The organism is Micromonospora sp. DT44 (assembly GCF_049841635.1).
Classification (GTDB): Bacteria; Actinomycetota; Actinomycetes; order Mycobacteriales; family Micromonosporaceae; genus Micromonospora.
Map to the genome: position 1 here is coordinate 172,583 of NZ_JBNCKS010000001.1, position 25,174 is coordinate 197,756.

Genomic DNA, 25,174 nt, shown 5'->3' on the forward strand with positions numbered 1-25,174 from the left:
GATCAACCCTGCGGGGGTGGGGGCCGGGTGGGGTGGGGTGGGGTGGTGTGGGGTTAGGCGACGTTGATGGGGCGGAACTGGACGCTCACCCGGGGGCCTACTGGGCGGGTGGTCTTGGGGATGGCGTGTTCCCAGGTGCGCTGGCAGGAGCCGCCCATGACGATCAGATCGCCGTGGCCCACGGGGAAGCGCAGGCTGTCGCCGCCGCCGCGCGGGCGTAGCAGCAGCGGTCGGGGTGAGCCGAACGAGACGATCGCGACGACCGTGTCCGTGTGCGCGGAGCGGCCGATGGTATCGCCGTGCCAGGCGACGCTGTCGCGGCCGGAGCGGTAGAGGCACATTCCGGCGGTGACAAAAGGTTCGCCGAGCTCGGGTGCGTAGTGCCGGGTCAGGGCCGTGCGTGCGGCCGTGAGCACGGGGTGCGGCAGTTGCCGGTCGGCGTCATACCAGCAGAGCAGGCGGGGCACGTCGACCTCGCTGTCGTACATGGTCCGGCGCTCCGCGCGCCAGGGCACCTCGGCGAGCAGGGTGTCGAGGACCGCGTCCGAGCCGCGTACCCAGCCGGGGAGGTGGTCGACCCAGGCGCCCCGGGTGAGATCGTGCCGCCGGATCGCGCCGGGCAGCGGCCCCAGGGTCGGCTCCGCGTCGGTCAGATCGAGCATCGACGGCTGGTAGACGACCTCCATGCAGCCACCCTAGCAGCACTTTAGAACACCCGTGCGAGTGTCACGCCGCACGCCCCACGCCGCGCCGATCTTGCAGTTTCGGTTGTCGATATGGGAGTAGGTACCCCTTGTGTCGCCACAGTAAGTGCAAGATCGCGGGGAGCGGGGAGCGGGGAGCGGGGAGCGGGGAGCGGGGAGCGGGGGGCGGGGATCAGGGGGTGGCGGGGGTTGGCGTTAGGGCCTCCAGCACGGCGTCCACGACGCGGGCGCGGCCCTGGCCGTCCACGGCGGCCCAGGCTCGGGCGGCCAGCGCGGCCCGGCGTCGCGGCGAGCTGAGCAGCCCGTTCAGCGTTCGCGCCGCCGTCGCGCGGGCGGTCCGCCCGGGCAGCCCGGCGGCGGTCAACTCCGGCAGTTCGCCGAGGCCGGCGGCCAGGCCGTGGCGCACCACCCGGGTGTACGACTCGCGCTGGTTGTCGACCACACAGACCAGCGCCGCAGGCGCGCCGAGGCAGCCCAGTTCCCAGGTGGAGGTGCCGGCGGCGCTGACCACCAGGTCCGCCTCGGTGATCAGGGTGGGCAGCGAGCCGGTGGGCGGGACGGGACGCACGACCTGCCCCCGCCCGGGGCTGATCGCCTCCAGCTCGGCCTCGATCTCGGGTCGCCCGACGACGACCGTGAGGTCCATCGGGTGGCCGGTGGCCAGCAGTACCCGGGTCAGCGCCGGTGCCGCGCCGACCGCGTCGGTGCCACCGAAGAAGGCGAGCACCCGTGGCCGGCCGACCGTCGTGGCGGGCCGGGGCGTCGCCGGGCGGGCGGTCACGACCGAGTCGCGCAGCAGGGCGTACCCGCTGCCGGCGAGCAGCCGTCCCGGTAGCTCCGGAAGCCGCGCCCCGAAGTTCTGGTCGAGGTAGAGGTCGGCGTCCTGGCCCCGGCTGTCCCCGTCGATGATGGCGAGGGTGAGGACGCCGGCTGCGCGCAGGGCACCGGCGGCGGCCGGGTCCAGTTCGTACGAGTCGAGGACCACCACGTCGAGGTCGTGTCGTCGGGCCGCCTCGACCAGCTCGCTCGGTGACTCGGGACCGGGGTGCAGCTCGATGCCGCGCGCGGCCAGTTCGGCGCTGGCCCAGCCGACGCGCTCGACCGTGCCGAACACCGCGACGTGGGCGCCTCGGGCCAGGAACTCCTCGGCGAGGGCCAGGCAGCGGACGAGGTGCCCGACGCCGCGCCGTGGCCCGGCGTCGCAGCGCAGCCCGACCCGTAGCGTGCTCAGGACTCCTCCAGCCGCTTCTGGCGTACGTCGGCGTTGAGCGCGCGCAGCCGGGGTTGCCCGTCGAGCCAGTCGGCGAGCTTGGCCAGTGGCACGCTGACGTCGCCGAAGTGGTCGGCGACGGCGCTCACCAGCGCCCAGTCCTGCTCGGTGTCGAGGGTCAGCCGCAGCGCCGAACGGTCCGGGGTGAGGGTCACCCCGAGCACCCGGAACAGCTCCGGATGGGTGTACGCGTACGAGGTCACGTGGACGCGGTGGTGGCCGGTGGCGAGCCGGTCCAGGGTGCGCAGGGCGTCCGCGCGGATGATCTCGACGTCCAGCCCTCGGGGCAGGGTGCGCGCGATCGACGTGCTCGCGTAGTCCAACCCGGGTACGGCCCGGTACACCGAGGCCACCAGCGTGATGATCTCCGGATCGAGCAGCGGGCAGTCGGCGGTGAACCGCATGACCGCGTCGCCCGGGTGGGCGGCGAGCGCGCCCACGAACCGGCCCAGCACGTCGTCGACGGGGCCGCGATGGCACGGCACGTCGAGTCGCCGGCACTCGTCGACCACCGCGTCGTCGCCCGTGTCGGTGCTCGTGGCGACCACCAGGTCGGCGAGGACGCCGCTGTCGCGGGCGGCGCGGACGACCCGGCCGAGCACGGACCGCCCGGCGAGTGGGCGCAGCACCTTGCCGGGCAGCCGGGACGAGCCCATCCGGGCCTGCACGATTCCGACGATCCGTGGCGCGACGGTGGTGCCCGGATCGGGTCGGTCGGCCGTCGCGGGAGCGCCGCCGCCGTCGGTCACTGCTGCTCCTCCTGCTCCGTGACGAGCTGCTTCGGGGCGAGCGCCGCGCGGGCACGCCGCTTCGCGGCACGCGCACCCCGCTTCGCCAGCCGGGCGGGGGTGATGGCGAGCCGGCCGACGCGGTAGCTGATGGACCCGCTGAGCAGGCCGATCTTCGCCTCGGCCCGGCGCAGCGCCCGCTCCCGGGAGGTGAGCAGCTCGTCGGTCCACCGGGTCAGGGCCGCCAGCCGGCTGATCTCCTCGCGTTGGCGCAGCCACGCCTCGCGCAACTGCTGGTAGCTGTGCGCCCCGACCGGTGGGTCGGTCGGTTCGACCGCCTGCAGGTCGGTGGCGAGGGCCGTGCGGTGCTCGGCGTCCAGGCCGTGCAGGCTGGCCGTGATCGCCGCTTCGGCCTGGACCGCCTCGGCCACCGTCGTCCGGTCCAGGTCGTGGCCGGCGAGCCCGCCGAGGACGACGGTGAGGCCGGCGACGTCGAGGGTGGACGACCACGGGTGGGCGTACCCGCCGGTGAGCAGGGCCGCCGCGAAGCGCCACAGCCCGCGGGCCAGCACCACGTCGCCGGGAAGCCGGTCGGCCGCCCGCCAGCTCGGGTCGAGTACCGCGAAGCGTTCCCCGTCGACCACCATGTTGTCGGCGCTGGCCAGGGCGGCGGCGCCGACGAGCCGTCCGTCAGCGTCGGCCTGGTCGGCGAGCCAGCCCGCGTACCCGTGCAGCAGCGCGCGCACCGTGGTCAGGTCGCGGCGCAGCGCGGCGTCGAGCAGCAGGGTGTGCAGCAGCCGCCCGGACGGCACCGGCCCGGTCAGCGCGTCGGGGTCCCGGTACGCGGCCTCGCGGCTGGCGAACGGCGCGCTCGGCGCGCTCGTGTCGGCGGTGGCGACGTGCCCCCACCGCCAGCCGGACGGACCGTCGCGCACCTCCAGCACACCGATTCCGGGCTGGCCGGACGAGCCGGTCTGCACCAGCGCCACCGGCAGCTCCCGGCCGGCGGGGGAGTCCGTGGGCCCACCGGGCCGGTGGGCCAGCATCAGCCAGGCCGGCGCGAGGTCGGCGGCCCGCCCGGCGTGCAGGGCGTCCACCGCCAGCCGGGCCGGGTCCTGGAGTACCGTGGCGGGAGCGAAGGCGCCGGCGCAGGCGCCGTGCAGCACCGCGTCGAACAGCCCTCGATCCGCGCCGCGGTCGAGCTGGTCGGCGTCGAGCAGGGCCGTCGCCGTCGCACCATCGGGGTACGCGGCCCAGCAGGCGCTCGGGCGGAGCCCGCTGTCGGCGATCCGCTGCCGGAGCTGATCCCGGTTGGCGGGGTGGGCCGGGTCGAGCACGCCGCCGATGACCCAGGCGGAGTCGTCGCGGGCGGCGTACCAGGGGGTGGTGGCGACCAGCCGGTGCAGCCCGAGCGGGTTGTCCAGGCGCAGCAGCAGCGCGCCACCGGGGCGTACCGCCGCGACCAGCCGGGCCAGCACGCCGTCCCAGCCGAGCCGGGTGCCCTCCACCGACTCGATCGGGTCCAGGCCGGCGGCGGCGATCACCACGTCGTACGTCTCGTCGTCGGGCAGGCCGGCGGGGCCGCCCACGATGACGCGGGTGGCCCGCTGGGCGAGTACCACCGCGTCCGGGTGACTGCGCAGCAGGCAGGTCACCTCGGCGTGGGCGAGCCGGTCGAGCAGCGCCGGGTCGTGCGGGCCGGCCAGCAGGACACGCGCGCCGGACGGCACGACGCGGGCGGCCAGCGCGGCGAGCGGCCCACCGTCGGCCGACCGCTCCTTCGGCAGGTCGGACCAGGCCGGCATCTCGCCGCCGGGCAGGCTGATCCGGCCGGCGGGTGCGGTCTCAGTCGTCACTGTCGTCCTCTTCTTCCCCAAGGTTCGCCCAACCCAGCAGCTCACGCAGCTCGGCAGGGGTGCAGCGGTGGTCGACGCCCAGCTCCGCGCGGGCGATCGAGACGGCGGTGGGCAGGTCGACCGCGGTGCCGTGCAGCTCCGGCCACTGCCGACGGATGCGGGCGGTGCCGCCGAAGGTCGGGTCCTCGTTGGACAGGATCATCGGGTCGCCGTAGACCGCCGGTTCGCAGCCGGCCGCGATGCCGTAGAAGATCGCGCTGGTCAGCCGGTTGGATGCTACCCGGCGGTGCCGGCGCAGCTCGGTCAGTTGCTTGTCGAGGAACTCCGGGTCGGTGTCCTTCCACCAGTGTCCCCGGTAGCCGTGGCAGATCACCCGGAAACCGGCGCGCTCGTACAGCCGCCGGACGTGGCGCATGCCGTACTCGTGCCAGTACAGGCAGACCGTCACCGGGCCGGGCTCGGTGTCGCGGATGCGGGCGATCAGCTCCCGGTGGTCGCCCTTGACGTGCTGGCCCTCCCAGCCGTGGAACGGGTACCAGATGGTGCCCTCCCGCTCCTGCTCCGGCGGGTCCTCCGGACGCATGGCCAGCAGGTAGGTGAACGGGGCGCCGATCACGACGACGTTGCGCCGCCCCACCGACCAGGCCCGGCGGCGGGTCTGCTCGGACCAGAGCAGGCTGGGCGTGCGGTCGGCGTACGGGTGACCCGGTGCGAGGCCGTCGCCGATGTTCCAGCCGTGCTGCACGTACCCGTTGATCCGTGGCGGATGCCGGTCGCCGAGACCGGCGTAACGGGCCAGCACGTGGGCGTGGCCGTAGAAGTGGTTCGCGTGGTGCATCAGCTTCCCATCAGGCGGCGGAACGCACCGCGCTGCCCCGCAGGATCGCGGTCAGCGCGTCGATGACGCGGTCCTGGTCGGCGTCGCTGAGTCCCGGGTACAGCGGCAGCGACAGCTGCTGGGCGTAGAACGACTCGGCCACCGGGCACGACCCGCGCCGGTAACCCAGGTCGGCGAAGGCCGGGTGCCAGTGCACCGGGATGTAGTTAACCTGTACGCCGATGCCGGCCGCGCGCATCCGGTCGTAGACCTCGCGGCGACGGCCGTCGAGCACCCGGATCGGGTAGAGGTGCCAGGCCGGCTCGGCCCACGGCTGCTGGACGGGCAGGCGTACCCCGTCCAGGTCGGCGAGCGCCTCGTTGTAGCGGGCGACGAGCGCGGCCCGGCGGGCCACGAACTCGCCGAGGCGGCGCAGTTGGCTGCGGCCCAGGGCGCAGAGCACGTCGGGCAGGCGGTAGTTCAGTCCGAACTCGGGGACCTCGTAGAACCAGCCGCCCTCGTCGGGGCGGCGCAGGTCGTCGCGCTCGCGGACCATGCCCACGCCACGGAAGCGGCGGGCCCGCTCCAGGATTCCCGGATCGAGCGCGGCGACCCCGCCGCCCTCGGCGGTGGTGAGGTTCTTCGTCGGGAAGAACGAGAACGTGGTCAGGTCGGCGAGTGATCCGACCGGCCGACCGTGGTAAGTCCCGCCGATGGAGTGCGCCGCGTCGGCGAGCAGCAGGGCGTCGGTGCCCTCGACGGCCTTGCGCAGCGCGTCGTAGTCGGCCGGGTGGCCGGCGTAGTCGACGGCGGTAACCGCCTTGGTACGCGAGGTGACCGCCGCCGCGGCGGCAGCCGGGTCGAGGCAGAAGGTCTCCTCATCGACGTCCGCGAAGACGATCTTCGCGCCGAGGGCGACAGCGCTGCTGGCGGTCGCCACGAACGTCATGGGCGGCACCACCACCTCGTCGCCGGGTCCGACAACGGCCGCCGCGTACGCCACGTGCAGCGCGGCGGTGCCGTTGGAGACGGCGGCGACACCTGCCGCGCCGGTCACCCGGGCCAGGTCGGCCTCGAACGCGTCGACCTGCGGCCCGGTGGTGAGCCAGTCGCCGCGCAGCACGCCGGCAACGGCCGCGACGTCGTCCTCGGAGATCGACTGCCGGCCGTACGGGAGCATCCCTGTCATGCGGTCAGGCCGAGCATCTCGCGTAGCTGCTCGACGGTGAGCCACTCGTCGTTCGTGTCCGACTGGTAGGCGAAGCCGTCCGGCACCGGCTCGCAGTCGACCGGCGGCTGGTAGCCCCAACCGGCGATGGTCGGCTGGACGATGTAGCGGTCCTTGGCGCGCAGCGTCCGCCGGCTGTCGTCCGGGGCGATCATCTCTTCGTGCAGCTTCTCGCCGGGCCGGATGCCGATCTCGTGGGTGGTGGCGTCCGGGGCGACGGCCTCGACCAGGTCGAGGATCCGCATGCTGGGGATGCGAGGCACGAACAGCTCGCCGCCCTGCATCTGGTCGAACGAGTCCATGACGAACTGCACGGCCTGCTCGAGGGTGATCCAGAAGCGGGTCATCCGCTTGTCGGTGATCGGCAGGCTCTTGCCCTCGGCGGCCAGCCGGTGGAACAGCGGGACGACCGAACCACGGCTGCCGACTACGTTGCCGTAGCGCACGACGGCGAACCGGGTCGGGTGGTGCGCGGCGTAGTGGTTGGCCGAGACGAACAGCTTGTCGCCGACCAGCTTGGTGGCGCCGTACAGGTTGATCGGGCTGGACGCCTTGTCGGTCGAGAGCGCGATGACCTTCTTGACGCCCGCCTCGATCGCCGCGTCGACCACGTGCTGCGAGCCGGTGATGTTGGTGGCGATGAACTCCGACGGGTTGTACTCCGCGGTGTCCACCTGCTTCAGGGCGGCGGCGTGCACCACGTGGTCCACGCCGTGCATCGCCCGCGTGAGGCGGTGCCGGTCCCGAATGTCGCCGATGAACCAGCGCAGGCGCGGGTCGTCGCCGAGCTGCTGGCGCAACTCGTACTGCTTGAGCTCGTCGCGGGAGAAGACCACCACCCGGGCGGGGTCGGCCTCGGTGAGGATGTGCCGGAGGAAGGTCCTGCCGAAGGAACCCGTTCCCCCGGTGATCAGAATGGACGATCCATTCAACTCACTCAATTTGGTGCTCCCGTGATCGTGGATGAACCGGCGGCCCTCGGCCGGCCGACCGGGGTGAGACGCTAACGGCGGCGGGTTAACGCACCGGCGCTCGCGGGTTAACCGCTTCCCCTGCCGTCGTGAATGGCGGGCACCGCGCAGGCGAACATTTCCGACCGTCCCGGAAGTGGGCTGACCAGGGGAGATCCGGTCGCTACAGTGGCCGCGCGAGCGACCCGGCAGCCTTGAGCGCGTCGTGGTTGCCGCGTTCACCCGACATCCGCACCGCCTCGGTGCGAGCGGATCATCCCCGAGCGTCACCAGCCTGTCCGGCGTGCCCAGCGCCGGTCCGGCCGGCGGTTCAGGAGGCGTTGATGGCAACCGGCAGCGACGTGATCGAACGGCCGGCGGTCCCGGCCGGGACACCGCCCGCGAGACCCGCACGCCGCTGGCTGGTGCCGCTGCTGCTGCTCGTCGGTTGGGTGCTGAGCGTCGCCTGGCGCATGTGGCTGTCGCGGCACATCGCGCTGCCGATCGCCCACACCGACGAGGACAGCTATCTGAACACCGCCCGCGCCCTCGCCGGCGGTCCGGGCGGCTTCAGCAGCGAGAACGATCTGCTGCGCCGGGTCGGGTACCCCATGCTCATCTCGCCCGCGTTCCTCGGCCACCACGACTTCGCCGACAGTTACCGCCTTGTCCAGCTGATCAACGCGATGGTCAACTCGACGCTGCTGCCGCTGGCGTACCTCCTGGGCCGGCGGGTGCTCCGGCTGCCCCGCGCGTCGGCGCTGCTCGCGGCGGTGGCGGCGGCCACGCTGCCGGCCACCGCCTTCTACGCCGGCGTCGCGATGATCGACACGGTGATGGCGCCGCTCGTGGTCGCCTGGCTGCTCGCCGTACACCGCTGGATCGAACGCCCCGGGCCGCTCGCCGCGGCTACCGTGGGCCTGGCGGTGGGGGCGTTCCACCTGCTGCACTCGCGCGGTCTGGTGATCGTGGCCGTGCACGCCGGCCTGGTCCTGCTGCTGTTCGTGCGCCGCCGGATCACCCCCGTCGCGGTGCTCGCGGCGCTGCTGCCGGTGCTGGCCCTGGCGCTGGTCAACGAGGCCGGCATCCGCTTCCTCGGGGACAAGGTCTACCTGCTGGGCAGCACCCCGGGCGGCGGCACGGTCGCCGCCGTCGCCTCCGCCCAGGGGGTGGTCCGCGTCGGGGCGGCCGTCACCACCCAGCTCTGGTACCTCGTGGTGATCACGTTCGGACTGGCCGGGATCGCCTGGGCCGCCGCCGTCAAGGAGCTGTGGCGTCCACGCCACGGTGACGCCACCCGCTGGACGATGGGTGTGGCGCTGGTCGTGAGCGTCGGGGTCGCCAGCGGCGCGTCGGTGATCCTGGCCGGCATCACCGGCAAGCCGTTGGACGCGATCTACGGCCGCTACGTGCAGATGCTCGCCCCGTTCTGGCTGCTGGTCGGGCTCGGGGTGCTGCTCACCGAGGAGCGCCGGGTGGCGCTGCGCCGGGCGGCGGTCGCGGTGGGCCTGCTGGTCGCCGGCGGCGCGCTGGTCGCCGGTCGCCTCGCGTACGTGGCAAGCCGGGGGCACTCGCTGCGCTACGGCGGCTTCGGCGCGCCGGACCTGATGGCGTTGACCAACGGTTGGCGCGAGATGCGTCCGGTGCTCGGGTCGCTGATCGGCATCGGCGCGTGCGTGCTGCTGGTGGCCGCGGTCGGGGTACCCCGGCTGCGGCTGCCGGTGCTCGGCGTCCTCGTCGTGGTCAACCTGCTCACCATGCAGGTGATCGACCAACGGCTGGTGCGGCCGATGGCGGCGAGCACCGCGCCGACCCCCCGGGTCGCCGACGTCGGCGTACGCCCCGGCGAGCGGGTCTGGGCCTCCACCGGCGTGCACTACATCCTGCGGTTCAACCTGAGCCACCAGGTGACCTGGACCGACGTGCGGTGGTTCCGCGAACAGCCACCCGCCGCCGCGCAGGTGGTGTTCGCCCGCTGGGCGCCCGGCCAGCCGGACGACTGGGACGGCGCGAGGTACGGCTTCGTCCGGCTCGGCGGCAACGAGCAGCAGCACTGGGCGGCCTGGCGACGCGCCTGATCCGATATTCGTTCCGCCCGGTGGACACCGCAATTACGTGAACGGCGGATGTCCACCGGGTTAATGCTTATCGGCCAGCGTGCAAAATAGCGGCGGTAATCAGCGCTGGCGACGATCCTCGCGCGCCAGGGAAATCGGAATGACGGTGATTTCCCGCCCGTCGGACAGTTCCTGCCGTGGCGTGCCCTCGACGAATCGAAAACGCCGGTTCATCTGCCGCACGACGGTGTTGTGCGCCAGCACCTCGCCGTCGAGTCGCGTCAGGTGCAACCCGTCGAAGGCGTACTCCACGGCCTGCCGCATCACCCCCAGCCAGGCCGGCAGCGTCTCGCCCCGCCCGGCCAGCCCGTCGGCGTCCAGGTAGAAGCCCCACGCCCCGGTACGCGGGGCGTCCAGCCGCAGGTCGAAGAAGGTGACGACACCGCAGGGCCGGTCGTCGTGGACGTACGTCAGGACGCGCCGCGTCGGGTCGTCGCGCACCGCCGACCACCACCGGGCGTGCTCCTCGGGGGTGATCTCGTGGCTGGTCTTGCTGACCTGACGGTTGGTTTCCTGATTACGCCAGGACAACATCAGATGAACGTCGTCCGCCGTCGCTTCGCGTAGCACGTGCTCCCGCTTTCCTGTCTGTACACAACCGGTCCCGGCACCTTACCCGGGCCCACCGGGAAAGCAGTTATCCATTCCTTGGGTTGTAGACTCCGGCGCATGAACGAATTGAGTCGCGCGCAGATCCGCGACCTCATGGCGCAGGTGCTCAAGAACCAGGACAAGGAGCTGCCCGCCGATGACGCGGCCCAGCTGCGGGACATCGGTTTCCGCTCGCTGGACTTCTCCGAGCTGGCCCTGCGGGTGGAGGACGAGACGGGGGAGGAGCTCAACTTCGACGCTCCCGGCCTGCGCCGCATCGCCACCATCGGCGACGTCCTCGACTTCCTCGTCGAGCTACAGCAGCAGTGACCGTCGCGACCCCCCATCCGGCCACCGCGGGCCCGGAAGCGGCCGGCGTCGACAACCGGATCGTCGTGGGCGGCGCTGCGCTGACGTGGCGGACGTTGCCGACGCCGGAGCTGCCCGACCCCGCCGCGGTGCTGGCGCACTCCGCCCGGCACGCGCTCGCCGCCGCGCGGCAGCACGCCGTGCACGGCACCGAGCTGCTGCTCAGCACCGCGAGCCGGGTGGACGCGGCGATGCGCGCGGAGCTGGACGACGCCGGCTTCACCGTGACCCTCCTCGATGACGACGGCGCGCACCCCAGCGCGCCCGCTCGCCCGCGCGTCGCCGAACCCGGCCGGCTGTGGCTGCTGACGTCCGGGTCGACGGGCCGTCCCAAGCGGGTCGGGCACACCCTCGACACGTTGACCACGGTGCGGGCCGACCAACCGGACCGGACCTGGCTGTGCCCCTACGCCCCCGGCACGTACGCCTGGTGGCAGGTCGTGACCCTGTCGCTCACCCAGCCCGGTCAGCACCTGGTGGTCATCGAGCCGGACGAACTGGACGATTGGCCGGCGGTCGCCGCCGCGCACGGGGTCGACGCCGCGTCCGGCACGCCCACCTTCTGGCGGCGCACCCTCTACCGGGACGCCGCCGCGTTGGCCCGAGTGCCGCTGCGTCAGATCACCCTCGGCGGCGAGCCGGTGGACCAGGCGATCCTGGACCAGCTGCGCGAGGTCTTCCCCGCCGCGCGGATCTCCTGGATCTACGCGTCCTCGGAGGTCGGCGCGTCCATTGTGGTGCACGACGGGCGGGCCGGGTTCCCCGCCGAGTGGCTGGACCGGGAAACCGAGGGCCGACCCACCCTGTCGGTGCGTGCCGACGAGCTGGTCGTCACCTCCCCGTACCACGGGGTCGGACTGTCCGGCCCGGTCCGCACCGGAGACCGGGTGCAGGTGGTCGACGGGCGGGTGCTGATCACGGGTCGGTTGGACACCGACGAGATCAACGTGGGTGGAAGCAAGGTCTCCGCCGGTGTGGTCCGTGGCGTGCTGACCCAGCATCCCGGCGTGGCCTGGGCCCGCGTCACCGGACGCCGCGCCCCGGTGCTCGGCCGGATGGTCGTCGCCGACGTGGTCCTCGCACCCGCCGAGCACGCGGACGCCCCGCTGCCCGACGAGGCCGCGCTGGTCCGCTGGTGCGCCGAGCGGCTGCCCGAGCACGCCGTGCCCCGCCGGATCCGTGTGCTGACCGAGATTCCCGTCAAGGAGACCCTGAAGAGCGATGTCTGACCCCGTCGATACCAACCTCGTTCCCCCCAGCTCCGTGGTCCTCGTCTCCGGCGGTTCCCGGGGGCTGGGCCTGGCCGTCGTCACCGACCTGCTCGACGCGGGCGTACGGGTGGCCGCGTTCGCCCGTACCGTCACCCCCGAGCTGGAGAAGCTCGCCGCCGAGCACCCCGACCGGGTGCACGTCGGTTCGGTCGACGTCACCGACCTGCGCGCCGCGCAGGGCTTCGTCCGCGAGGTGGAGCAGCGCCTCGGCCCGATCGACGGCATCGTCAACAACGCCGCCGTCGGGCAGGACTCCCTGCACGTGCACACCGCCACCGACGACATCGCCCGGATCATCGAGACCAACCTGACCGCGCCGCTGCACCTGACCCGGCTGGTGATCCGTCGGATGCTCGGCAAGGGGCTGCGGGGCCGCGTCGTCAACATCACCTCAATCTGCGCGCAGCGCGGCTTCCCGGGCCTGGTCGCGTACTCGGCCACCAAGGGCGGCATGGACGCCGCCACCCGCTCGCTCGCCCGGGAACTCGGCGGTCGGATGCTGGTCAACGCGGTCGCGCCCGGCTTCTTCGCCTCGGAGATGTCCGCCGTGCTCGGTCCGACCCAGCTCGACCAGATCGTGCGCCGTACCCCGACCGGCCACCTGACCGAGCCGGAGGAGGTCGTACCGGTGGTGCGGATGCTGCTGCGCGAGCACACCAACATCAACGGCCAGGTCATCGTGGTGGACGGTGCCGCCTCCATCTGACCTGCGGCCGGTGCCGGGACTGCTCGCCGCCGCCGAACGGCACCTACGGATCGGTACGCCCGCCGACCTGGCCTCGGCGACGACCCGCAGTCACGTCGGCGACGGGCGCTGCGTCGGCTGGTACGGTCCGCCGGTGCCGGGATGGCGAGTGGCCGTCGACGCGGAGCGCGCGAACGCCCCGGTGCCCCCGGCACTGGCCCGCCGCTTCGGTACCGGTGACTTCTGGGCCCGATGGACCCGGGCCGAGTGCCGCTGCAAGTTGGTCGATGTGCCGATCGCGACCTGGTGGCGCCGGCACGGGCTGGGCACTGGGGAGAACGGCGCCATCCTCTGGCGCACCCTGCGGGTCGCCGACCTGGTGGTCACCGTCGGCTTCGCCCCCGGGCAGGGCGCCGGGCTGATCGACCGCGACTGACGCCAGGGTGCCGCTGTTGTCGGGGGTGCCTGCTGGCGTCGGCGGTGCCTGTCGAGCTGCCCCATCGGTGGGGCGGGATGGCACCCACGGCACGCGCCCCATTTTCGGGGCAGCTCGACAGGAGGCGCACAGGGCGCTGCCGGCCGGAGAGCCGGGCGCCCCGCGGCGCTCTACCGGCGCGGGGTGCCCGGCCGCACAGCGGTCAGATCAGGTCCCAGCTCAACGGGGTGCCGCGCGGGACGTCGGCGGTGAAGGTGCGGCCCAACACCCTGTCGATCTCGATCGGGGCCAGGCCGCCGGCCGGGCGAATCGACCGGACGTTCTGCGCCGTCACCGGGTCGCCGGCCCGGACGTCCTCGACCACGAACAGCGAACGGCGGAACCGCAGCCCTTCCCGCTCGGCCGGCGTCGGGCCGATCGCGGTGCCGCCCAGCGCCGCGAAGGCGCGGCCCGACTCCTCGACGAGCGCCGTCAACTCCGCCGGGTTCAGCGAGAAGTCCGAGTCCACGCCGCCATCGGCCCGGTCCAGGGTCACGTGCTTCTCGATGAAGCAGGCGCCCAGCGCCACCGAGGCGACCGCCACGCCGATACCGGGCGTGTGGTCGGAGAGCCCGACCGGCACGTCGAACGCGCCGGCCAGCACCGGCAGGCGGCGCAGGTTGCTGTCGGCGGGAGGTGCCGGGTAGGACGCGGTGCAGGCCAGCAGGACGATGCCCGCCGCGCCTTCGTCGCGCGCGGTCCGTACGGCGGCGTCGATCTCGGCGACCGTCGCCATCCCGGTCGAGATCACCAACGGCTTACCGGTGCTGGCCACCAACCGGATCAGCGGCAGGTCCACCAGCTCCGAGGACGCGATCTTGTACGCCGGGGCGTCCAACGACTCCAACAGCTCCACGGCGGTCGCGTCGAACGGTGACGAGAAGACCGTCAGCCCGCGCTCGCGGGCCCGCGCGAAGATCGGGGCGTGCCACTCGTACGGGGTGTGCGCCCGCTCGTAGAGGCGGTACAGGTTCTCCCCGCCCCACAGCTCGTGTCCGCCGGAGATGCGGAAGGCCGGGGTGTCGACGTCGATCGTGATCGTGTCCGGCCGGTACGTCTGCAGCTTGAGCGCGTGCGCGCCGCTCTCGGCGACCGCGTCCACGATGGCCAGCGCCCGGTCCAGGTCGCCGTTGTGGTTACCGGACATCTCGGCGACCACGAAGGGCCGCTCCCCGGCACCGACCGCGTGCGGTCCGATCTTGATTGTCGCCGTCATTCCGACCTCTGTTCCCTTACGCCCGCACCGACGTGCGGTGGTGCTGTCGTCGTCCCCCGACCGGGTGGACGACCTGAAAAACGCCGGCACCCGCCGAACATGTCACGGCAGGCGGCCACCGGCCAGCGCGTCCGACCGTCCCGGCATACCGGCGGCGTGCCCGCCGTCCGACCTGCTCGCCGACCGCGCCGCTCGGGAGGGGTCGTCGGTCGACGACGAGTCGGCGCCAGCGGTCGGGCCGGACCGTCGCCACCGGCCGGTGGCCCGGTGCGCCTGCCGCAGCGCCGAGTACGCCAGCCAGTCACCCCGCCCCACCAGGCGGTGCTTGAGCCCGGTGACCCCCGACGGCATCGGGTAGCCCTCGGGGGGCAGGTATCGGCGGTAGTGCTCGGCGACCCGGTGGAAGAAGGCGCGCCGCAGGTGTGGGTGCAACCGGTCGTCGTTCCCGACCACCACCAGGTAGTGGCTGATCATCAGCTCGAACAGCTCGGCCCGCAGGCCCTCGTCCGGGTGCCGGCGGGCGACCCAGTCCATCAGCCGCTCGTACTGGCCGAACGCGTCGAAGTGCCGTCCACTGCGGGTGGAGGTGATCGCGCCCTGGCGGCCCTGCCGGTACAGGTAGCAGACCCGGTCCAGCACCGAGATCTTCTCCGCGCCGATCAGCAGTGGGTGGCTGAACGGGATGTCCTCGTACCAGCCGGGGAAGAAGCGCAGCTCCAACTCGTCGAGGAAGGCCCGGCGTACCACCTTGTTCCACGCCGTGTGCTGCACCCGCAGCAGGTGGGGCTGGTCGGCCAGGCGGGCCACGCCCGGCACCCCGCGCAGCAGGTGGCTGCTCGCGTCGACCTCCCGCCGGCCGTCCTCGTGTACGCGCAGGTGGTCCAGCATGAGGACGTCGGGCTGGTGCTCACGTAGCCGGTCCAGCACCGCCGCGATCGTGCCCGGCGGCAGCCAGTCGTCGCTGTCGACGAACCACACGTACCGGCCGGTCGCCACGTCGAGGCCCGCGTTGCGGGCCAGGCCCAGACCCACGTTCTCTTCCAGGTGTACGACGCGCACGTTGTCGTGCCCGGTGGCGTAGGACCGCAGCATCGCGCCGCAGCCGTCCGGCGAGGCGTCGTCCACGGCGATCAGCTCGACCGCCTCCGACTCGCCCGCCGGGATGTCCGCCCGGACCGACTCGAGGCACTGGTACAGGTAAGCCTCGACGCCGTAGACGGGCACGACGATGCTCAGCAGCGGCGCGTGCGTCGGCTCATTGACCACGTCGCCACCTTCGACGACGCGGATGGCCAGCCCCGGAACCACACGTGGCCGCGGATGGTGAAATCCCTGAACACCCGCGAAGCGGAAGGTTAACAACGGCCGCCCGGTTCACCCGGGAGTGACCCGGTAGGGTGCCTCGGTGCGGTCCTGCCGGGCCGTCGCGGGCGTCGTCGTCGCGCCGTCCGACGCCGCGGGCCCGAGGAGGAGGCGTACGTGCTGGTGACCCTGCGAAGCGTCGGGACCCCGGCATGACGAGCACCACCGACGCGCCGACCGCGCCGCCCGCCCCCGCCCGGCTACCGTCGCTGACCGGGCTGCGGTGGATCGCCGCGCTGCTGGTGTTCGGGTTCCACGCCGGGACGATGCGGATCATCGCCGAGCCGGACTACAAGGCCGTGGTCGACGCCCTCTTCACCCTCGGCCTGTCCGGCGTGCAGTTCTTCTTCATCCTCAGCGGTTTCGTGCTGGTCTGGTCGGCCCGCCCGGGCGACTCGCGGCTGACCTTCTGGCGTCGACGGGTCGCGAAGATCTACCCGAATCACGTGGTGCTGTGGGCCGCCGCGCTGCTGGTCGCCTGGTGGTTCGCCGATCCCGTCCTGCCGGCCGTCGCCGTGGAGAACCTGCTGCTGTTGCAGGCCTGGGACCCCCGGCTCGGCTGGTTCTACAGCGTCAACACGGTGAGCTGGTCGCTGTCCTGTGAGTTCTTCTTCTACCTCTGTCTGCCGCTGGCGCTGCCCCTGTTGCGCCGGGCGCGACCCTCGGTGCTCTGGGCGCTCGTGGTCGCGCTGCCGCTGCTGATCCTCGCGCTCTGGCCGGTCCAGCACCTGGTGCCGGAGGCGAGCCGCTGGTGGTTCACCCAGATCTTCCCGCCGGCGCGGTCCCTGGAGTTCTGGCTGGGCGCGGTGGCGGCCGAGCTGATGCTCCGGGGCCGGTGGCGCGGGCCGGGCCTGACCGCCGCCACCGCGATCTTCGTGGGCACCTGGGTGGCCGCCGCGCAGTGGATCCGTGCCGAGTTGTGGACCACGCTGCTCGCCGTCGCGTACCTGTTGGTGATCACCGCGGCCGCCGACGCCGACGTGCGCGACCGGCGCTCGCCGTGGCGCTCGCGTCCGCTGGTCTGGCTCGGCGAGGTCTCGTTCGCCTTCTACCTGGTGCACGTCCTGGTGATGACGAGCGTGCTCCGGCTCAGCGGCGACTGGGGGACCGGTTTCCGGGGTTGGCGGGGCCCGGCGGTGGTGCTCGGATTCCTGCTCGTGAACCTGGTCCTCGCCGGGTTGCTGCACCGCTGGGTGGAGACACCGATGATGCGCCGGCTCGCGCCACGTCGCCCGGGCCGCCCGCCGCTCGTTCCCCACCAGCGCACCCCGGAGACCGCAGGTGGTGACGCGGAGGTGCCCGGCGAATCCGCCCGCGCGCCCGCGCCGGATCGCGCTCGATCCCGGTTGTAGACGGCCGCGGTTGCACCCACCGGAGCCGGCTCACGCCACCGTGTCCACGCTGGTCGGAGGGGGGTCGGCGCGGCGCAGACCGACACGCCCGTCGCCGATGCGTCCGGGCGGTCCCGACGGTAGCGTGAGGACGTGCTCCCGGTCGCGCTCACCTGTCCCCTGTGGTGGGTGGCGCGCTGGGCGGCACGGGTCCTGACCAGCCTCGCCGTGCTGTCGCTCGCCCTGGGCGCGGCCCCGGCGCTGCTGCCGGCATCGACCGCTGCGGCCGCGCCGCCCACCATCGGGTCGCTCGCCCTCGCGGAGCCGCTCGGACCGTCGACCGCGGCCCTCTCCACGGTCCTCACCGACCGCGCCGCCTCCGACCGCGCCGCCTCCGACCGGGCCGCCTTCGACCGGGCCGCCTTCGACCGGGCCGCCTTCGACCGGGCCGCCTTCGACCGGGCCGCCTTCGACCGGGCCGTCCCCGACCGGGCCGGCGAGGAACGAGCCGCAGAGGTTGGCGCTGACGCCTCCGCGCGGTCGGTCGACCCGCAGCCCGCCCTGCACGGTGGTTCGGACGCGCTGCCCCGCCCAATGGCGGGCGTGACCTCGGCGCCCACGGGATCGGAGCAGCCCCTCCGAGCCGCAGGCTCGGCCAGTCGGGCCCCCCGCGCCCCGCCGGCCTAGCGGGTCAGTCACCGGGGCGGCACGCCGTCCCGCGAGCGCCGGAGTATGGCGCGCCGGGATCTCCACCATCGGCGGCGCCGCCGGGCCGAGCGCCCCGTCACCACACCTGACGACACACCGCCCGCACCCGCCCGTGCGGCATCCCATCGCTTACGTCCTCACGCCGAGGTGTCGATCATGGAAACCGTCGTCTTCTACCAGTTCCTGACCGAGGTGCCCCAGGCCGCCGCCATCTGGTCGGCCCTGTTCCTGCTGGCGCTGACGATCCTCGCCGTCCTGGTGGCCCGCCCGGAGCGGGACTCGCCAGCGGCCGACCCCACGCCGCCGACACCCACCGCCCGCGAGATGGCCGTCGCCGAGATGGCCGACCTGCGCCGGTACGCCGAGGAGGTGGCCGTGGCCGCCGCCCGGGCCGCGCGGACCGCCCGGCGGCGGCGCGCTGACTGGCTGGTCGCTCAGGACGAGGCGCAGCGGGCCTGGACGGCGTACGACGAGGCGGACACGGCCGCCCGTCGGGTCGCCGGTGCCGGGGCGTTGCCGACACCGCGTACCCCGCACACCCCCGCCGAGTACGCGGCCCGGGAGCGGTACCTGCACCGTGCCGCCATGGCGGCGCACTGGCGGGGGGAGTTGACCATGGCTCAGCTCGGCGACGTCTTCGGGCATCGCCGCGGCTGGGACCCCCGCCGGCACCCGGTCGAGCAGGAGACGCTGCTCATCCGGGCGATCCGTGACGCGAGGCTGGCCGAGCACCGGACGGCCGTCGAGCGGGAGCGGTCGTCCTGGCGGGACGCCGAGGTGGCCGCCGAGTCGGCGCGCGTCCTCGCCGAGGAGGCGTACGCGGCGGCGGTCCGGTCGCGGCCGAGCCCGGCGTTCTCCCGGCGCACCGCGACGCGGCCGTCGCGTACGGACCTCGTGGCACGCTGGCGTCCGGCCCGGGCCGGTTGAGCCCGATCTGTTATGTGAGGCGGGTCACCGGCAGCGGAAATCGGGCGGTCGGCATCATCGGCGGCCATTGTGCCCGCGATTGTGGCGGCGTTGCCGGCCACCTGTCCGGTTGTCGCCCGCAGGTGCCGCCGGAACCGGTTGTCCCATCGAGTCACGTCAGCGGCAAAACGCGCAGAAATTGCTGGGCCAATCGATGTTTATGCAGGTGGGCGCGGCTTGGCAGAGTGCGCACCGGCCAGTACTGTCGTCCCGTCCGGTGCGGTTACCGATCGCAGGAGGCGACGCCGCGCCGACCCGCTCAATCGTGATCAACGAACCGGGGACCCACAGTAAGTCCGGGGTGAATCCGCGAGCCACGGCCCGCGGTAGGGCGATCTTCCCGCCCGAATCCGTCAGCTAACCCGGTAGGCGGTGACGGAAGGAGTTCCATCCTCGTGCAGCACCCCTCGACCCTTGCACTGTTCCCCCGCCTCCACGGCGTCGCGGTGTCCCCGCTCATCCGCCTCGTGACGGTGAGCTGACCCCCCGGGTCACCGCACTTCCCGCCCGGCCGCGCCGGGCGTACCCCTGAGCGGTCCACCACCCGCGGGCCCCTGCCCGCGCGCTGGCGCCTGCCCGGATACCGGTCGAGCCCGGTGTGCCGCTCACCCCCGAACCGTGGAGGACCCCGTGAAGCACACCCTGAAGCGCCAGCTCCGTCGCCTCGCGACCGAGCGTCCGTACCAGATCGTCGCCGCCTCCGCCGCGGCCCTCGCGATCGCCACCACCGCCGGCGCCCTGGTCGCCGGCGCCGACGACGCCCCGGACGGCCCGCGCACCCCGACCACGGTCGCCGAGATGCGCAGTGACACCGTCGCCTCCCGTGGCGAACTCCGGTCCGCGGCCCCGTCGGCGAGCGTCGCGCCGAGCACCGCCGCCCCGGCCACCAGCGCCGCGTCCCCCGCCGCGAAGGCCACGAGCAACCCGGACGTCACCCGGAAGCCGACGCCGCCGAAGCCGCCCGCGACGAAGGTGCTCGACTACGCCTACGAGGCGCAGAACACCTACTACAACTGCGGCCCCGCGGCCACCCGCAACGCGCTCAGCGCCAGCGGCATCGACCGCACCCAGGAGGAGCTCGGCGCCGAACTGGGCACCACCGAGATGGGCACCAACTCGGCCGAGGACACCACCCGGGTGCTCAACGCCGAGGTGAAGGGCTCCCCGTACCGCACCCGCATGTTCGCGGGCACGCCCAGCCCGGCCCAGATGGACCGCCTTCAGGCCGACGTGGTCAAGGCCATCACCGATGGTCGGGGCGTGGTGGCAAACGTCGCGGGTGACGCCATCGACACCGAGGGCGGCTATCACTCCTACGGCGGTGGGCACTACATCGCCGTCGTCGGCTACAAGGACAACGGCCGTACCGTGCGGATCGCCGACTCGGCGAACGCCGCCGACCCGGCCTACTGGATCACCACGATCGACCTGGCGAACTGGATCGCCACCCGGGGTTACTCCGCCTGACCAACGCGCGACACCCCACGACGCCGCGGGCGCCGTCTCCCACGAGGGGCCGGCGCTCGCGGCGTTCCCGTGTCGGGGCGCGACGCCGGTGAAGGGCTCTCGTACCGGGCCGCGAACCGTGGGAGACTGCGGCCGTGGTGGATGAATCGGGTGGTCAAGCCGGCCGTGAGCCGATCCTGTTGCTGCTGCACGGCATGGGGGCGACGGGTGACGTGTGGCTGCCCTGGGCGCCACTTCTGGAGCACCACTGGCCCGGCCGGTGGCTGGCGCCCGATCTCGCCGGTCACGGTTGGTCGGCGCCGCTGTCGTCGTACTCCTTCGAGGGTTTCGCCCAGCGGGTCACGCAGGGCCTGGCCTCCGACGACCGCATCGTCGTGCTCGGGCACTCGCTCGGTGGCGTGGTCGGCCTGGCGCTGGCGGCCCGCGCCGCCGGTCTGCCGGTGGACGCGGTGGTGGGCTTGGGCATCAAGGCCGTCTGGGCGCCCGCCGAGCTGGCCCGCGCCGCGGACCTCGCCGCCCGCCCGGTGGGCTGGTTCACCAGCCGCACCGAGGCCGCCCGCCGCTATCTGCGGGTCGCCGGCCTCACCGGTCTGGTCCTCCCGGACCACCCGATGGTCGACGCCGGTCTGCGTCAGGTCGACGGCCGGTGGCGGCTCGCGATGGACAACGCCGCGTTCGCCGTCGGTGCGCCCGACCTGGCCGCGCTGCTCGCGGCGACCGACGTGCCGGTGGTGCTGGCCCGCGGGGAGCACGACCCGATGGTCACGGACGCGCAGCTCAAGGAGTACGGCGTACCGGTCGCCACGCTGCCCGGTCTCGGGCACAACGCGCACCTGGAGGATCCGGCGGCCGTGCTGGCGTTGCTGGACCCGTACCGCTGATCGGTCAGGCGGCTGCGGGCGCGGGCAGTTCCCGGGCCGACGTCAGCTCGCGGCGGGCGGCGGTCAGGAAACCCTCGGCGTACGACTCGGCCGGGAAGTCGCCCAGGTAGCGGCGGCGGGTGACCCAGCGGGCATCGGCCAGCGGGTCGGTGTCCAGCAGGGCCGTGAGTACGGCGTCCACGTTGGACATGTCGCGCCGCAGCACGTAGCCCGAGCCGGCCAGTGGAAAGCGTTCGGTGAACCGGTCGCCCTCGTCACCCATGTCCGTGACGGCGTACGGCTTGCCCGAGTAGAGGTAGTCGGAGATCACCCCGGAGACGTCGGAGAGCAGCGCGTCCGAGCGGTTGACGCAATCGGTCAGGCTCAGCTCCCGGGCGGCCGCGCCGAACACGTGCTGCCGGCCGGTGCGGGCGCGGTCGACGGCCAGCAGTTCGGTGAGCCGGCCCAACTGGCGTGCCGACGCGGGGTTCTGCGTCGTGTACGGATGGGCCCGCAGGATCACCGTCGCGCCACGCCCCAGCAGCCGCCGCAGCAACTCCTCGGCCACGGGCAGCGAGCAGTAGTCGGCGTCGGCGTGGTGCCCGGTCCAGGTCGGGGTGTAGAGCACCATCGGGTGCGCGAGGCCCCGCGTCGGCTCCTGGCGTACCTCGATCGACTCGACCTGGGGACGGCCCACCACGACGAACTTCTCCGCCGGGATCTGCACCCCGGCGCGGGCGTACCGGTCGATCGCCGCCGGCCCGGCCACGAAGATCCGGTCGAAGATGCCCGAGACCGGGTTGGCGCTGGGCGCCTTGTCGCTGTCGCCGTGGTGCAGTTGGACGTGGGTGAGCTGGGTGAACCGGATGCAGTGGCTGTTCTTCGCCCCGTGGTTGACGTAGAAGGCCACCCGCAGGCTCGGCACCAGCGCCTCGTCCATCGCGCGCAGCGTGGGGCAGTAGACCACCGGCGCGTCGGTGGCCGCCGCGATCGGCGCGACGAACTCCGGCTCACGGACCAGCACCAGGAAGGGCCGGCCGATCCGTTCGAGGTACGGCAGCCACATGGTGACCTGGTACTCGGAGCCGGGCGGCGCGGAGAAGTAGAGCAGGAACTCCGGCTCGTGCCGGCGTAGCGCGCGGGCGACCTGCCCACCGCCGGCGGCCGGACGGAACCGTCGCTTGGCCAGGTCCAGCGCGACCGCCCCGGCGGCGGCGGCCACCAGCAGGCTGGCGGCGAGCGCCACGACGGCCGGCAGGGTCAACGCGGCGGCGATGGCCACCACCGCGAGCAGGCCCAGCAGGGCGACGCCGAGTCGGTCAGCGATCAGCGGGGTCCAGGCGCGTACCGGCAGGTTGGCCGCCCGGATCTCCAGGTTGCCCGCGGTACGCAACGGCCCCACCAGCAGCACCAGCCCCAGCAGGACCAGCGCCGTCGCGGCTAGCGCGGGGTCGAAGCCGTCGTCGAGCCGTCGGGAGTAGCCGACCAGGACCGCCGCGGCGATCAGGGCGGTCTCGGCCACCAGGTCGGCGGCCGGTCGGATCCGCTGCTCGGCGGCCGCCGCCACCAGCGCGGCGACGGCCAGCGCGAGGCCCCACCTGGTGCTGCCGGTGAGGGCCAGCACGACGAAGGCCAGCACGGCGAGCCCGGTGCTCAGGCACCGGGCGGCCACCTTGCGAACCAGGTCACCACGCATGTTGCTCCGATCGCCGCCCTCGGTGTCGCGGTGCCGTCGGCGTCAGTTCGCGGACGCCGCGGCCGGCGTCTCGGACCGGTCCGGGCCGGCCTGCGTCGGCACGGACGGGCCGTCTCCCGGCGCCCGGCGTACGTCGATGACCTGACCGGTCAGGTCGGAGATCAACACGTCGAGCGAGGACTGGGCGACGGCCTCCGCGGCCAGCAGGGTGTTCTCCGGCTCCTCGCCGAAGGCCCGCGTACGCATGGGAGTGGCCGTCCGCTCCGGGTTGATGCAGTTGACCCGTACGCCGACGTCGGCCCACTCGTCGGCGAGCGCCTGGGTCAGGTTGACCAGGGCGGCCTTGGTGGACGAGTAGAGGGCGTAGCGGGCCCGACCCCGGGTGTACGAGCTGGAGGTGTAGAGCAGCAGCTGACCCTTGGTCTGCTGCAGGTACGGAAGGGCCTGCCGGGCGATGGTCACCGGACCGACGAAGTTGACCTGCAACACCCGGTCCATCGTCTCCTCGTCCATCTCGGCCAGGGCGCCCCGCTCCAGGATCCCGGCGGTGACCACCACATGGTCGATCCGGCCGGTGGCCTCGAAGGCGGTCGTCAGCGCGGCCTCGACGTCCTCGGCGCGCTCGACGTGGGTGCCCGTGGTGGAGCGGCTGAACGGGAAGACCTGCGCGCCGAAGCGCCGCGCCAGCTCGGTCAGCTCGTGGCCGATCCCGTAGCTGCCGCCGAACACCACGATCGTGCGGCCCGTCAGCTCCTCGGTGTAGCTGCGGTGGTCGGTCAGCCGGGGCGCCTGCGCCGCCGCGAGCTGGAAGAGCTTGTCCGCCAGGTGCACGTCGACCGGGTGGGTGACCTTGATGTTCTCGTCCGAGCCGTCGATCACCTTGATCGGCGTGCCCGGCAGGTACCGCAGCACCACGCCGCAGTCGTCGGTGGCGGCGAAGTCGGGGTCGTCCTCGGCGATCCGGTACGCCGCACGGATCGTGGGGGAGCGGAACGCCTGCGGGGTCTGTCCCCGGCGCAGCCGGGAGCGCACCGGAATGTCGGTGATGCAGTCGTTCTCGTCCACCTGGATGATCGTGTCCGCCGACGGGATGGCCACGTCGACGGCGTCGTACGTCCACAGCGCGTTGACGCACTCGCGCACGATTCGGCCGCTGAGCAGCGGGCGGACGGCGTCGTGGAAGAGGATGTTGCAGTCGGCCGGGCCGACCGCGTCCAGTGCGATCCGGGTGGTCGCGTTGCGGGTGTCGCCGCCCTCGATCACCTGGGTGACCTTGCGCAGGCCGGCCTTCTCGACGATCTGCCGGGCGTCGTCGACGTGACCGGTCGCCATCAGCACGATGATCTCGTCGATCTCCGGAGCGGCCTCGAAGACCGCCAGGGTGTGCTCGATGATCGGCTTACCGGCGATCTTGAGCAGTTGCTTGGGGATGCCGAGGCCCAGCCGGGTCCCGGTGCCGCCGGCCAGCACCACGGCCACTGTCCGCGAGGGCCGCCACGGTGCGGGGGTCTCCGTTGCGGCGTCCGGGCCAGTGGTCTGGTCCTGCGTCATTGCCGGAACCTCACTCTCAGGGTTGCGTTAACGGAAAGTTCCGCCCGAGCGGCGACGGAATGAACCTTAACGCGCGGACCGCGCCGCCCCAACGCGGGCGACGCGGTCCTGGTTGCCGTGTCGATGCCGGTGGTTGGCCGGCACTCTACTTGCTGTTCGCGAACGCCTCGTACGCGCGGATGACCTCGTCGGTCGGGCCGTCCATCCGGATAAGGCCCGATTCCAGCCAGATCGTCCGTTCGCAGGTGTCGCGCACGGAGGAGAGCTGGTGGCTGACCAGGAACACCGTGCCGGCGCCCTCGCGCAGCTCGCGGACGCGCTGCTCGCTGCGCTTGCGGAAACCCTTGTCGCCGGTGGCGAGCGCCTCGTCGATGAGCAGCACGTCGTGCCTCTTGGCGGCGGCGATGGAGAACCGCAGCCGGGCCGCCATGCCCGACGAGTACGTGCGCATCGGCAGGCTGGCGAAGTCGCCCCGCTCGTTGATCCCGGAGAAGTCGATGATCCCCGCGGCCTGCTTGGCGACCTCGTCGGGGTGCATGCCCATCGCCAGGCACCCCAGCACGACGTTGCGCTCGCCGGACAGGTCGTTGAGCAGCGCCGCGTTCACCCCGAGCAGCGACGGCTGCCCCTGGGTGTGGATCGCGCCCCGGTTGACCGGCAGCAGGCCGGCGATGGCCCGCAGGATGGTGGACTTGCCCGAGCCGTTGCTGCCGATCAGCCCGATCGCCTCGCCCCGGTACGCGGTGAACGACACGCCCTTGACGGCGTGCACCTCCCGCACGTTCGGCGCGTTGGTGCGCTTGACCAGCCGGCGCAGCGCCGCCACCGGAGTGGTGCCACCGGTGGCGCCCTGGTGGACCCGGTAGATGATGTGCGCGTCGTCGACCACCACGGTGGGGATCCGCTCGGGCGTCAGCGTCGGCAGGGAGACGGTCGCCTCGTCGGCGGCCGGCAGG

At 73.1% G+C, this 25,174-nt stretch carries 23 protein-coding genes and 1 riboswitch; of the genes, 10 read left to right on the plus strand and 13 right to left on the minus strand.

Features of this window, described 5'->3' with window-relative positions:
• Positions 1–53 precede the first annotated feature (53 nt).
• From ACLQ25_RS00775 to pseB, 7 genes are all read right to left on the minus strand, one after another.
• Positions 54–686 carry an alpha-ketoglutarate-dependent dioxygenase AlkB gene (locus tag ACLQ25_RS00775; RefSeq protein ID WP_425728116.1) on the minus strand — a complete coding sequence of 211 codons (633 nt, stop codon included), beginning with the start codon at positions 684–686 and terminating at the stop codon, positions 54–56.
• Positions 687–876: 190 nt separating this feature from the next.
• The gene (locus tag ACLQ25_RS00780; RefSeq protein WP_425728307.1) at positions 877–1,935 is read right to left on the minus strand and encodes a PseG/SpsG family protein; all 1,059 of its coding nucleotides are present in this window, start codon (positions 1,933–1,935) and stop codon (positions 877–879) included.
• A complete protein-coding gene (locus ACLQ25_RS00785; protein ID WP_425728309.1) occupies positions 1,932–2,654 on the minus strand; it encodes a cytidylyltransferase domain-containing protein in 723 nt (240 codons plus the stop codon). The genes ACLQ25_RS00780 and ACLQ25_RS00785 overlap by 4 nt, the downstream gene beginning before the upstream one ends.
• A gap of 65 nt (positions 2,655–2,719) precedes the next feature.
• A complete protein-coding gene (locus ACLQ25_RS00790) occupies positions 2,720–4,558 on the minus strand; it encodes a class I SAM-dependent methyltransferase (RefSeq protein ID WP_425728118.1) in 1,839 nt (612 codons plus the stop codon).
• Entirely contained in the window at positions 4,548–5,396 is an 849-nt protein-coding gene (locus ACLQ25_RS00795; RefSeq protein WP_425728120.1) for a hypothetical protein, read from the minus strand. The genes ACLQ25_RS00790 and ACLQ25_RS00795 overlap by 11 nt, the downstream gene beginning before the upstream one ends.
• 10 nt (positions 5,397–5,406) lie before the next feature.
• The gene (locus ACLQ25_RS00800; protein WP_425728122.1) at positions 5,407–6,564 is read right to left on the minus strand and encodes a DegT/DnrJ/EryC1/StrS family aminotransferase; all 1,158 of its coding nucleotides are present in this window, start codon (positions 6,562–6,564) and stop codon (positions 5,407–5,409) included.
• Positions 6,561–7,544 carry a UDP-N-acetylglucosamine 4,6-dehydratase (inverting) gene (gene pseB, locus ACLQ25_RS00805; protein ID WP_355050345.1) on the minus strand — a complete coding sequence of 328 codons (984 nt, stop codon included), beginning with the start codon at positions 7,542–7,544 and terminating at the stop codon, positions 6,561–6,563. The genes ACLQ25_RS00800 and pseB overlap by 4 nt, the downstream gene beginning before the upstream one ends.
• A gap of 353 nt (positions 7,545–7,897) precedes the next feature.
• Between pseB and ACLQ25_RS00810 the strand changes: the two genes are divergently transcribed.
• Positions 7,898–9,631: a hypothetical protein gene (locus tag ACLQ25_RS00810; protein ID WP_425728124.1), complete on the plus strand. Its 1,734-nt coding sequence runs from the start codon at positions 7,898–7,900 to the stop codon at positions 9,629–9,631.
• A 99-nt stretch (positions 9,632–9,730) separates the two neighbouring features.
• Here the strand turns inward: ACLQ25_RS00810 and ACLQ25_RS00815 are convergent, their stop codons facing one another.
• Positions 9,731–10,240 carry a GNAT family N-acetyltransferase gene (locus ACLQ25_RS00815; protein ID WP_425728126.1) on the minus strand — a complete coding sequence of 170 codons (510 nt, stop codon included), beginning with the start codon at positions 10,238–10,240 and terminating at the stop codon, positions 9,731–9,733.
• Between the two features lie 99 nt (positions 10,241–10,339).
• Here ACLQ25_RS00815 and ACLQ25_RS00820 point away from each other — a divergent pair, with 99 nt between their 5' ends.
• Genes ACLQ25_RS00820 through ACLQ25_RS00835 form a run of 4 tightly spaced genes read left to right on the plus strand, consistent with a single transcriptional unit; the run spans position 10,340 to position 13,022 of the window.
• Positions 10,340–10,591 carry an acyl carrier protein gene (locus ACLQ25_RS00820; protein ID WP_355050342.1) on the plus strand — a complete coding sequence of 84 codons (252 nt, stop codon included), beginning with the start codon at positions 10,340–10,342 and terminating at the stop codon, positions 10,589–10,591.
• A complete protein-coding gene (locus ACLQ25_RS00825; protein WP_425728128.1) occupies positions 10,588–11,859 on the plus strand; it encodes an AMP-binding protein in 1,272 nt (423 codons plus the stop codon). The genes ACLQ25_RS00820 and ACLQ25_RS00825 overlap by 4 nt, the downstream gene beginning before the upstream one ends.
• Entirely contained in the window at positions 11,852–12,607 is a 756-nt protein-coding gene (locus ACLQ25_RS00830) for an SDR family NAD(P)-dependent oxidoreductase (protein ID WP_425728130.1), read from the plus strand. Before ACLQ25_RS00825 ends, ACLQ25_RS00830 begins: the two co-directional genes overlap by 8 nt.
• Positions 12,591–13,022 carry a hypothetical protein gene (locus ACLQ25_RS00835; protein ID WP_425728132.1) on the plus strand — a complete coding sequence of 144 codons (432 nt, stop codon included), beginning with the start codon at positions 12,591–12,593 and terminating at the stop codon, positions 13,020–13,022. Before ACLQ25_RS00830 ends, ACLQ25_RS00835 begins: the two co-directional genes overlap by 17 nt.
• A 202-nt stretch (positions 13,023–13,224) precedes the next feature.
• Here ACLQ25_RS00835 and pseI read toward each other — a convergent pair whose 3' ends face one another.
• Both pseI and ACLQ25_RS00845 read right to left on the minus strand, forming a co-directional pair.
• Positions 13,225–14,277, minus strand: a complete 1,053-nt coding sequence (gene pseI / locus ACLQ25_RS00840; RefSeq protein WP_425728134.1) for a pseudaminic acid synthase — start codon at positions 14,275–14,277, stop codon at positions 13,225–13,227.
• Between the two features lie 102 nt (positions 14,278–14,379).
• Entirely contained in the window at positions 14,380–15,543 is a 1,164-nt protein-coding gene (locus ACLQ25_RS00845) for a glycosyltransferase family 2 protein (RefSeq protein WP_425728136.1), read from the minus strand.
• A gap of 248 nt (positions 15,544–15,791) precedes the next feature.
• Here ACLQ25_RS00845 and ACLQ25_RS00850 point away from each other — a divergent pair, with 248 nt between their 5' ends.
• From ACLQ25_RS00850 to ACLQ25_RS00870, 5 genes are all read left to right on the plus strand, one after another.
• The gene (locus tag ACLQ25_RS00850) at positions 15,792–16,991 is read left to right on the plus strand and encodes an acyltransferase family protein (RefSeq protein WP_425728138.1); all 1,200 of its coding nucleotides are present in this window, start codon (positions 15,792–15,794) and stop codon (positions 16,989–16,991) included.
• Between the two features lie 132 nt (positions 16,992–17,123).
• Positions 17,124–17,657, plus strand: coding sequence for a hypothetical protein (locus tag ACLQ25_RS00855; RefSeq protein WP_425728140.1), 534 nt, complete (start codon positions 17,124–17,126; stop codon positions 17,655–17,657).
• A gap of 177 nt (positions 17,658–17,834) precedes the next feature.
• Entirely contained in the window at positions 17,835–18,605 is a 771-nt protein-coding gene (locus tag ACLQ25_RS00860; protein WP_425728142.1) for a hypothetical protein, read from the plus strand.
• Positions 18,606–18,890: 285 nt separating this feature from the next.
• A riboswitch (cyclic di-AMP (ydaO/yuaA leader) is annotated at positions 18,891–19,031 on the plus strand.
• Positions 19,032–19,262: 231 nt separating this feature from the next.
• On the plus strand, positions 19,263–20,111 hold the full coding sequence (locus tag ACLQ25_RS00865) for a C39 family peptidase (protein WP_425728143.1): 849 nt from the start codon (positions 19,263–19,265) through the stop codon (positions 20,109–20,111).
• A gap of 134 nt (positions 20,112–20,245) precedes the next feature.
• A complete protein-coding gene (locus tag ACLQ25_RS00870; RefSeq protein ID WP_425728145.1) occupies positions 20,246–20,992 on the plus strand; it encodes an alpha/beta fold hydrolase in 747 nt (248 codons plus the stop codon).
• 4 nt (positions 20,993–20,996) lie between these two features.
• Here the strand turns inward: ACLQ25_RS00870 and ACLQ25_RS00875 are convergent, their stop codons facing one another.
• The 3 genes from ACLQ25_RS00875 to ACLQ25_RS00885 form a co-directional block, all read right to left on the minus strand.
• Positions 20,997–22,667 (minus strand): CDP-glycerol glycerophosphotransferase family protein, encoded by a 1,671-nt coding sequence (locus ACLQ25_RS00875; RefSeq protein ID WP_425728147.1) that lies wholly within the window; start codon positions 22,665–22,667, stop codon positions 20,997–20,999.
• Between the two features lie 42 nt (positions 22,668–22,709).
• Positions 22,710–24,218: a D-ribitol-5-phosphate cytidylyltransferase gene (locus tag ACLQ25_RS00880; RefSeq protein ID WP_425728149.1), complete on the minus strand. Its 1,509-nt coding sequence runs from the start codon at positions 24,216–24,218 to the stop codon at positions 22,710–22,712.
• Positions 24,219–24,363: 145 nt separating this feature from the next.
• The gene (locus ACLQ25_RS00885) at positions 24,364–25,173 is read right to left on the minus strand and encodes an ABC transporter ATP-binding protein (RefSeq protein ID WP_357120787.1); all 810 of its coding nucleotides are present in this window, start codon (positions 25,171–25,173) and stop codon (positions 24,364–24,366) included.
• Position 25,174: the final 1 nt, after the last annotated feature.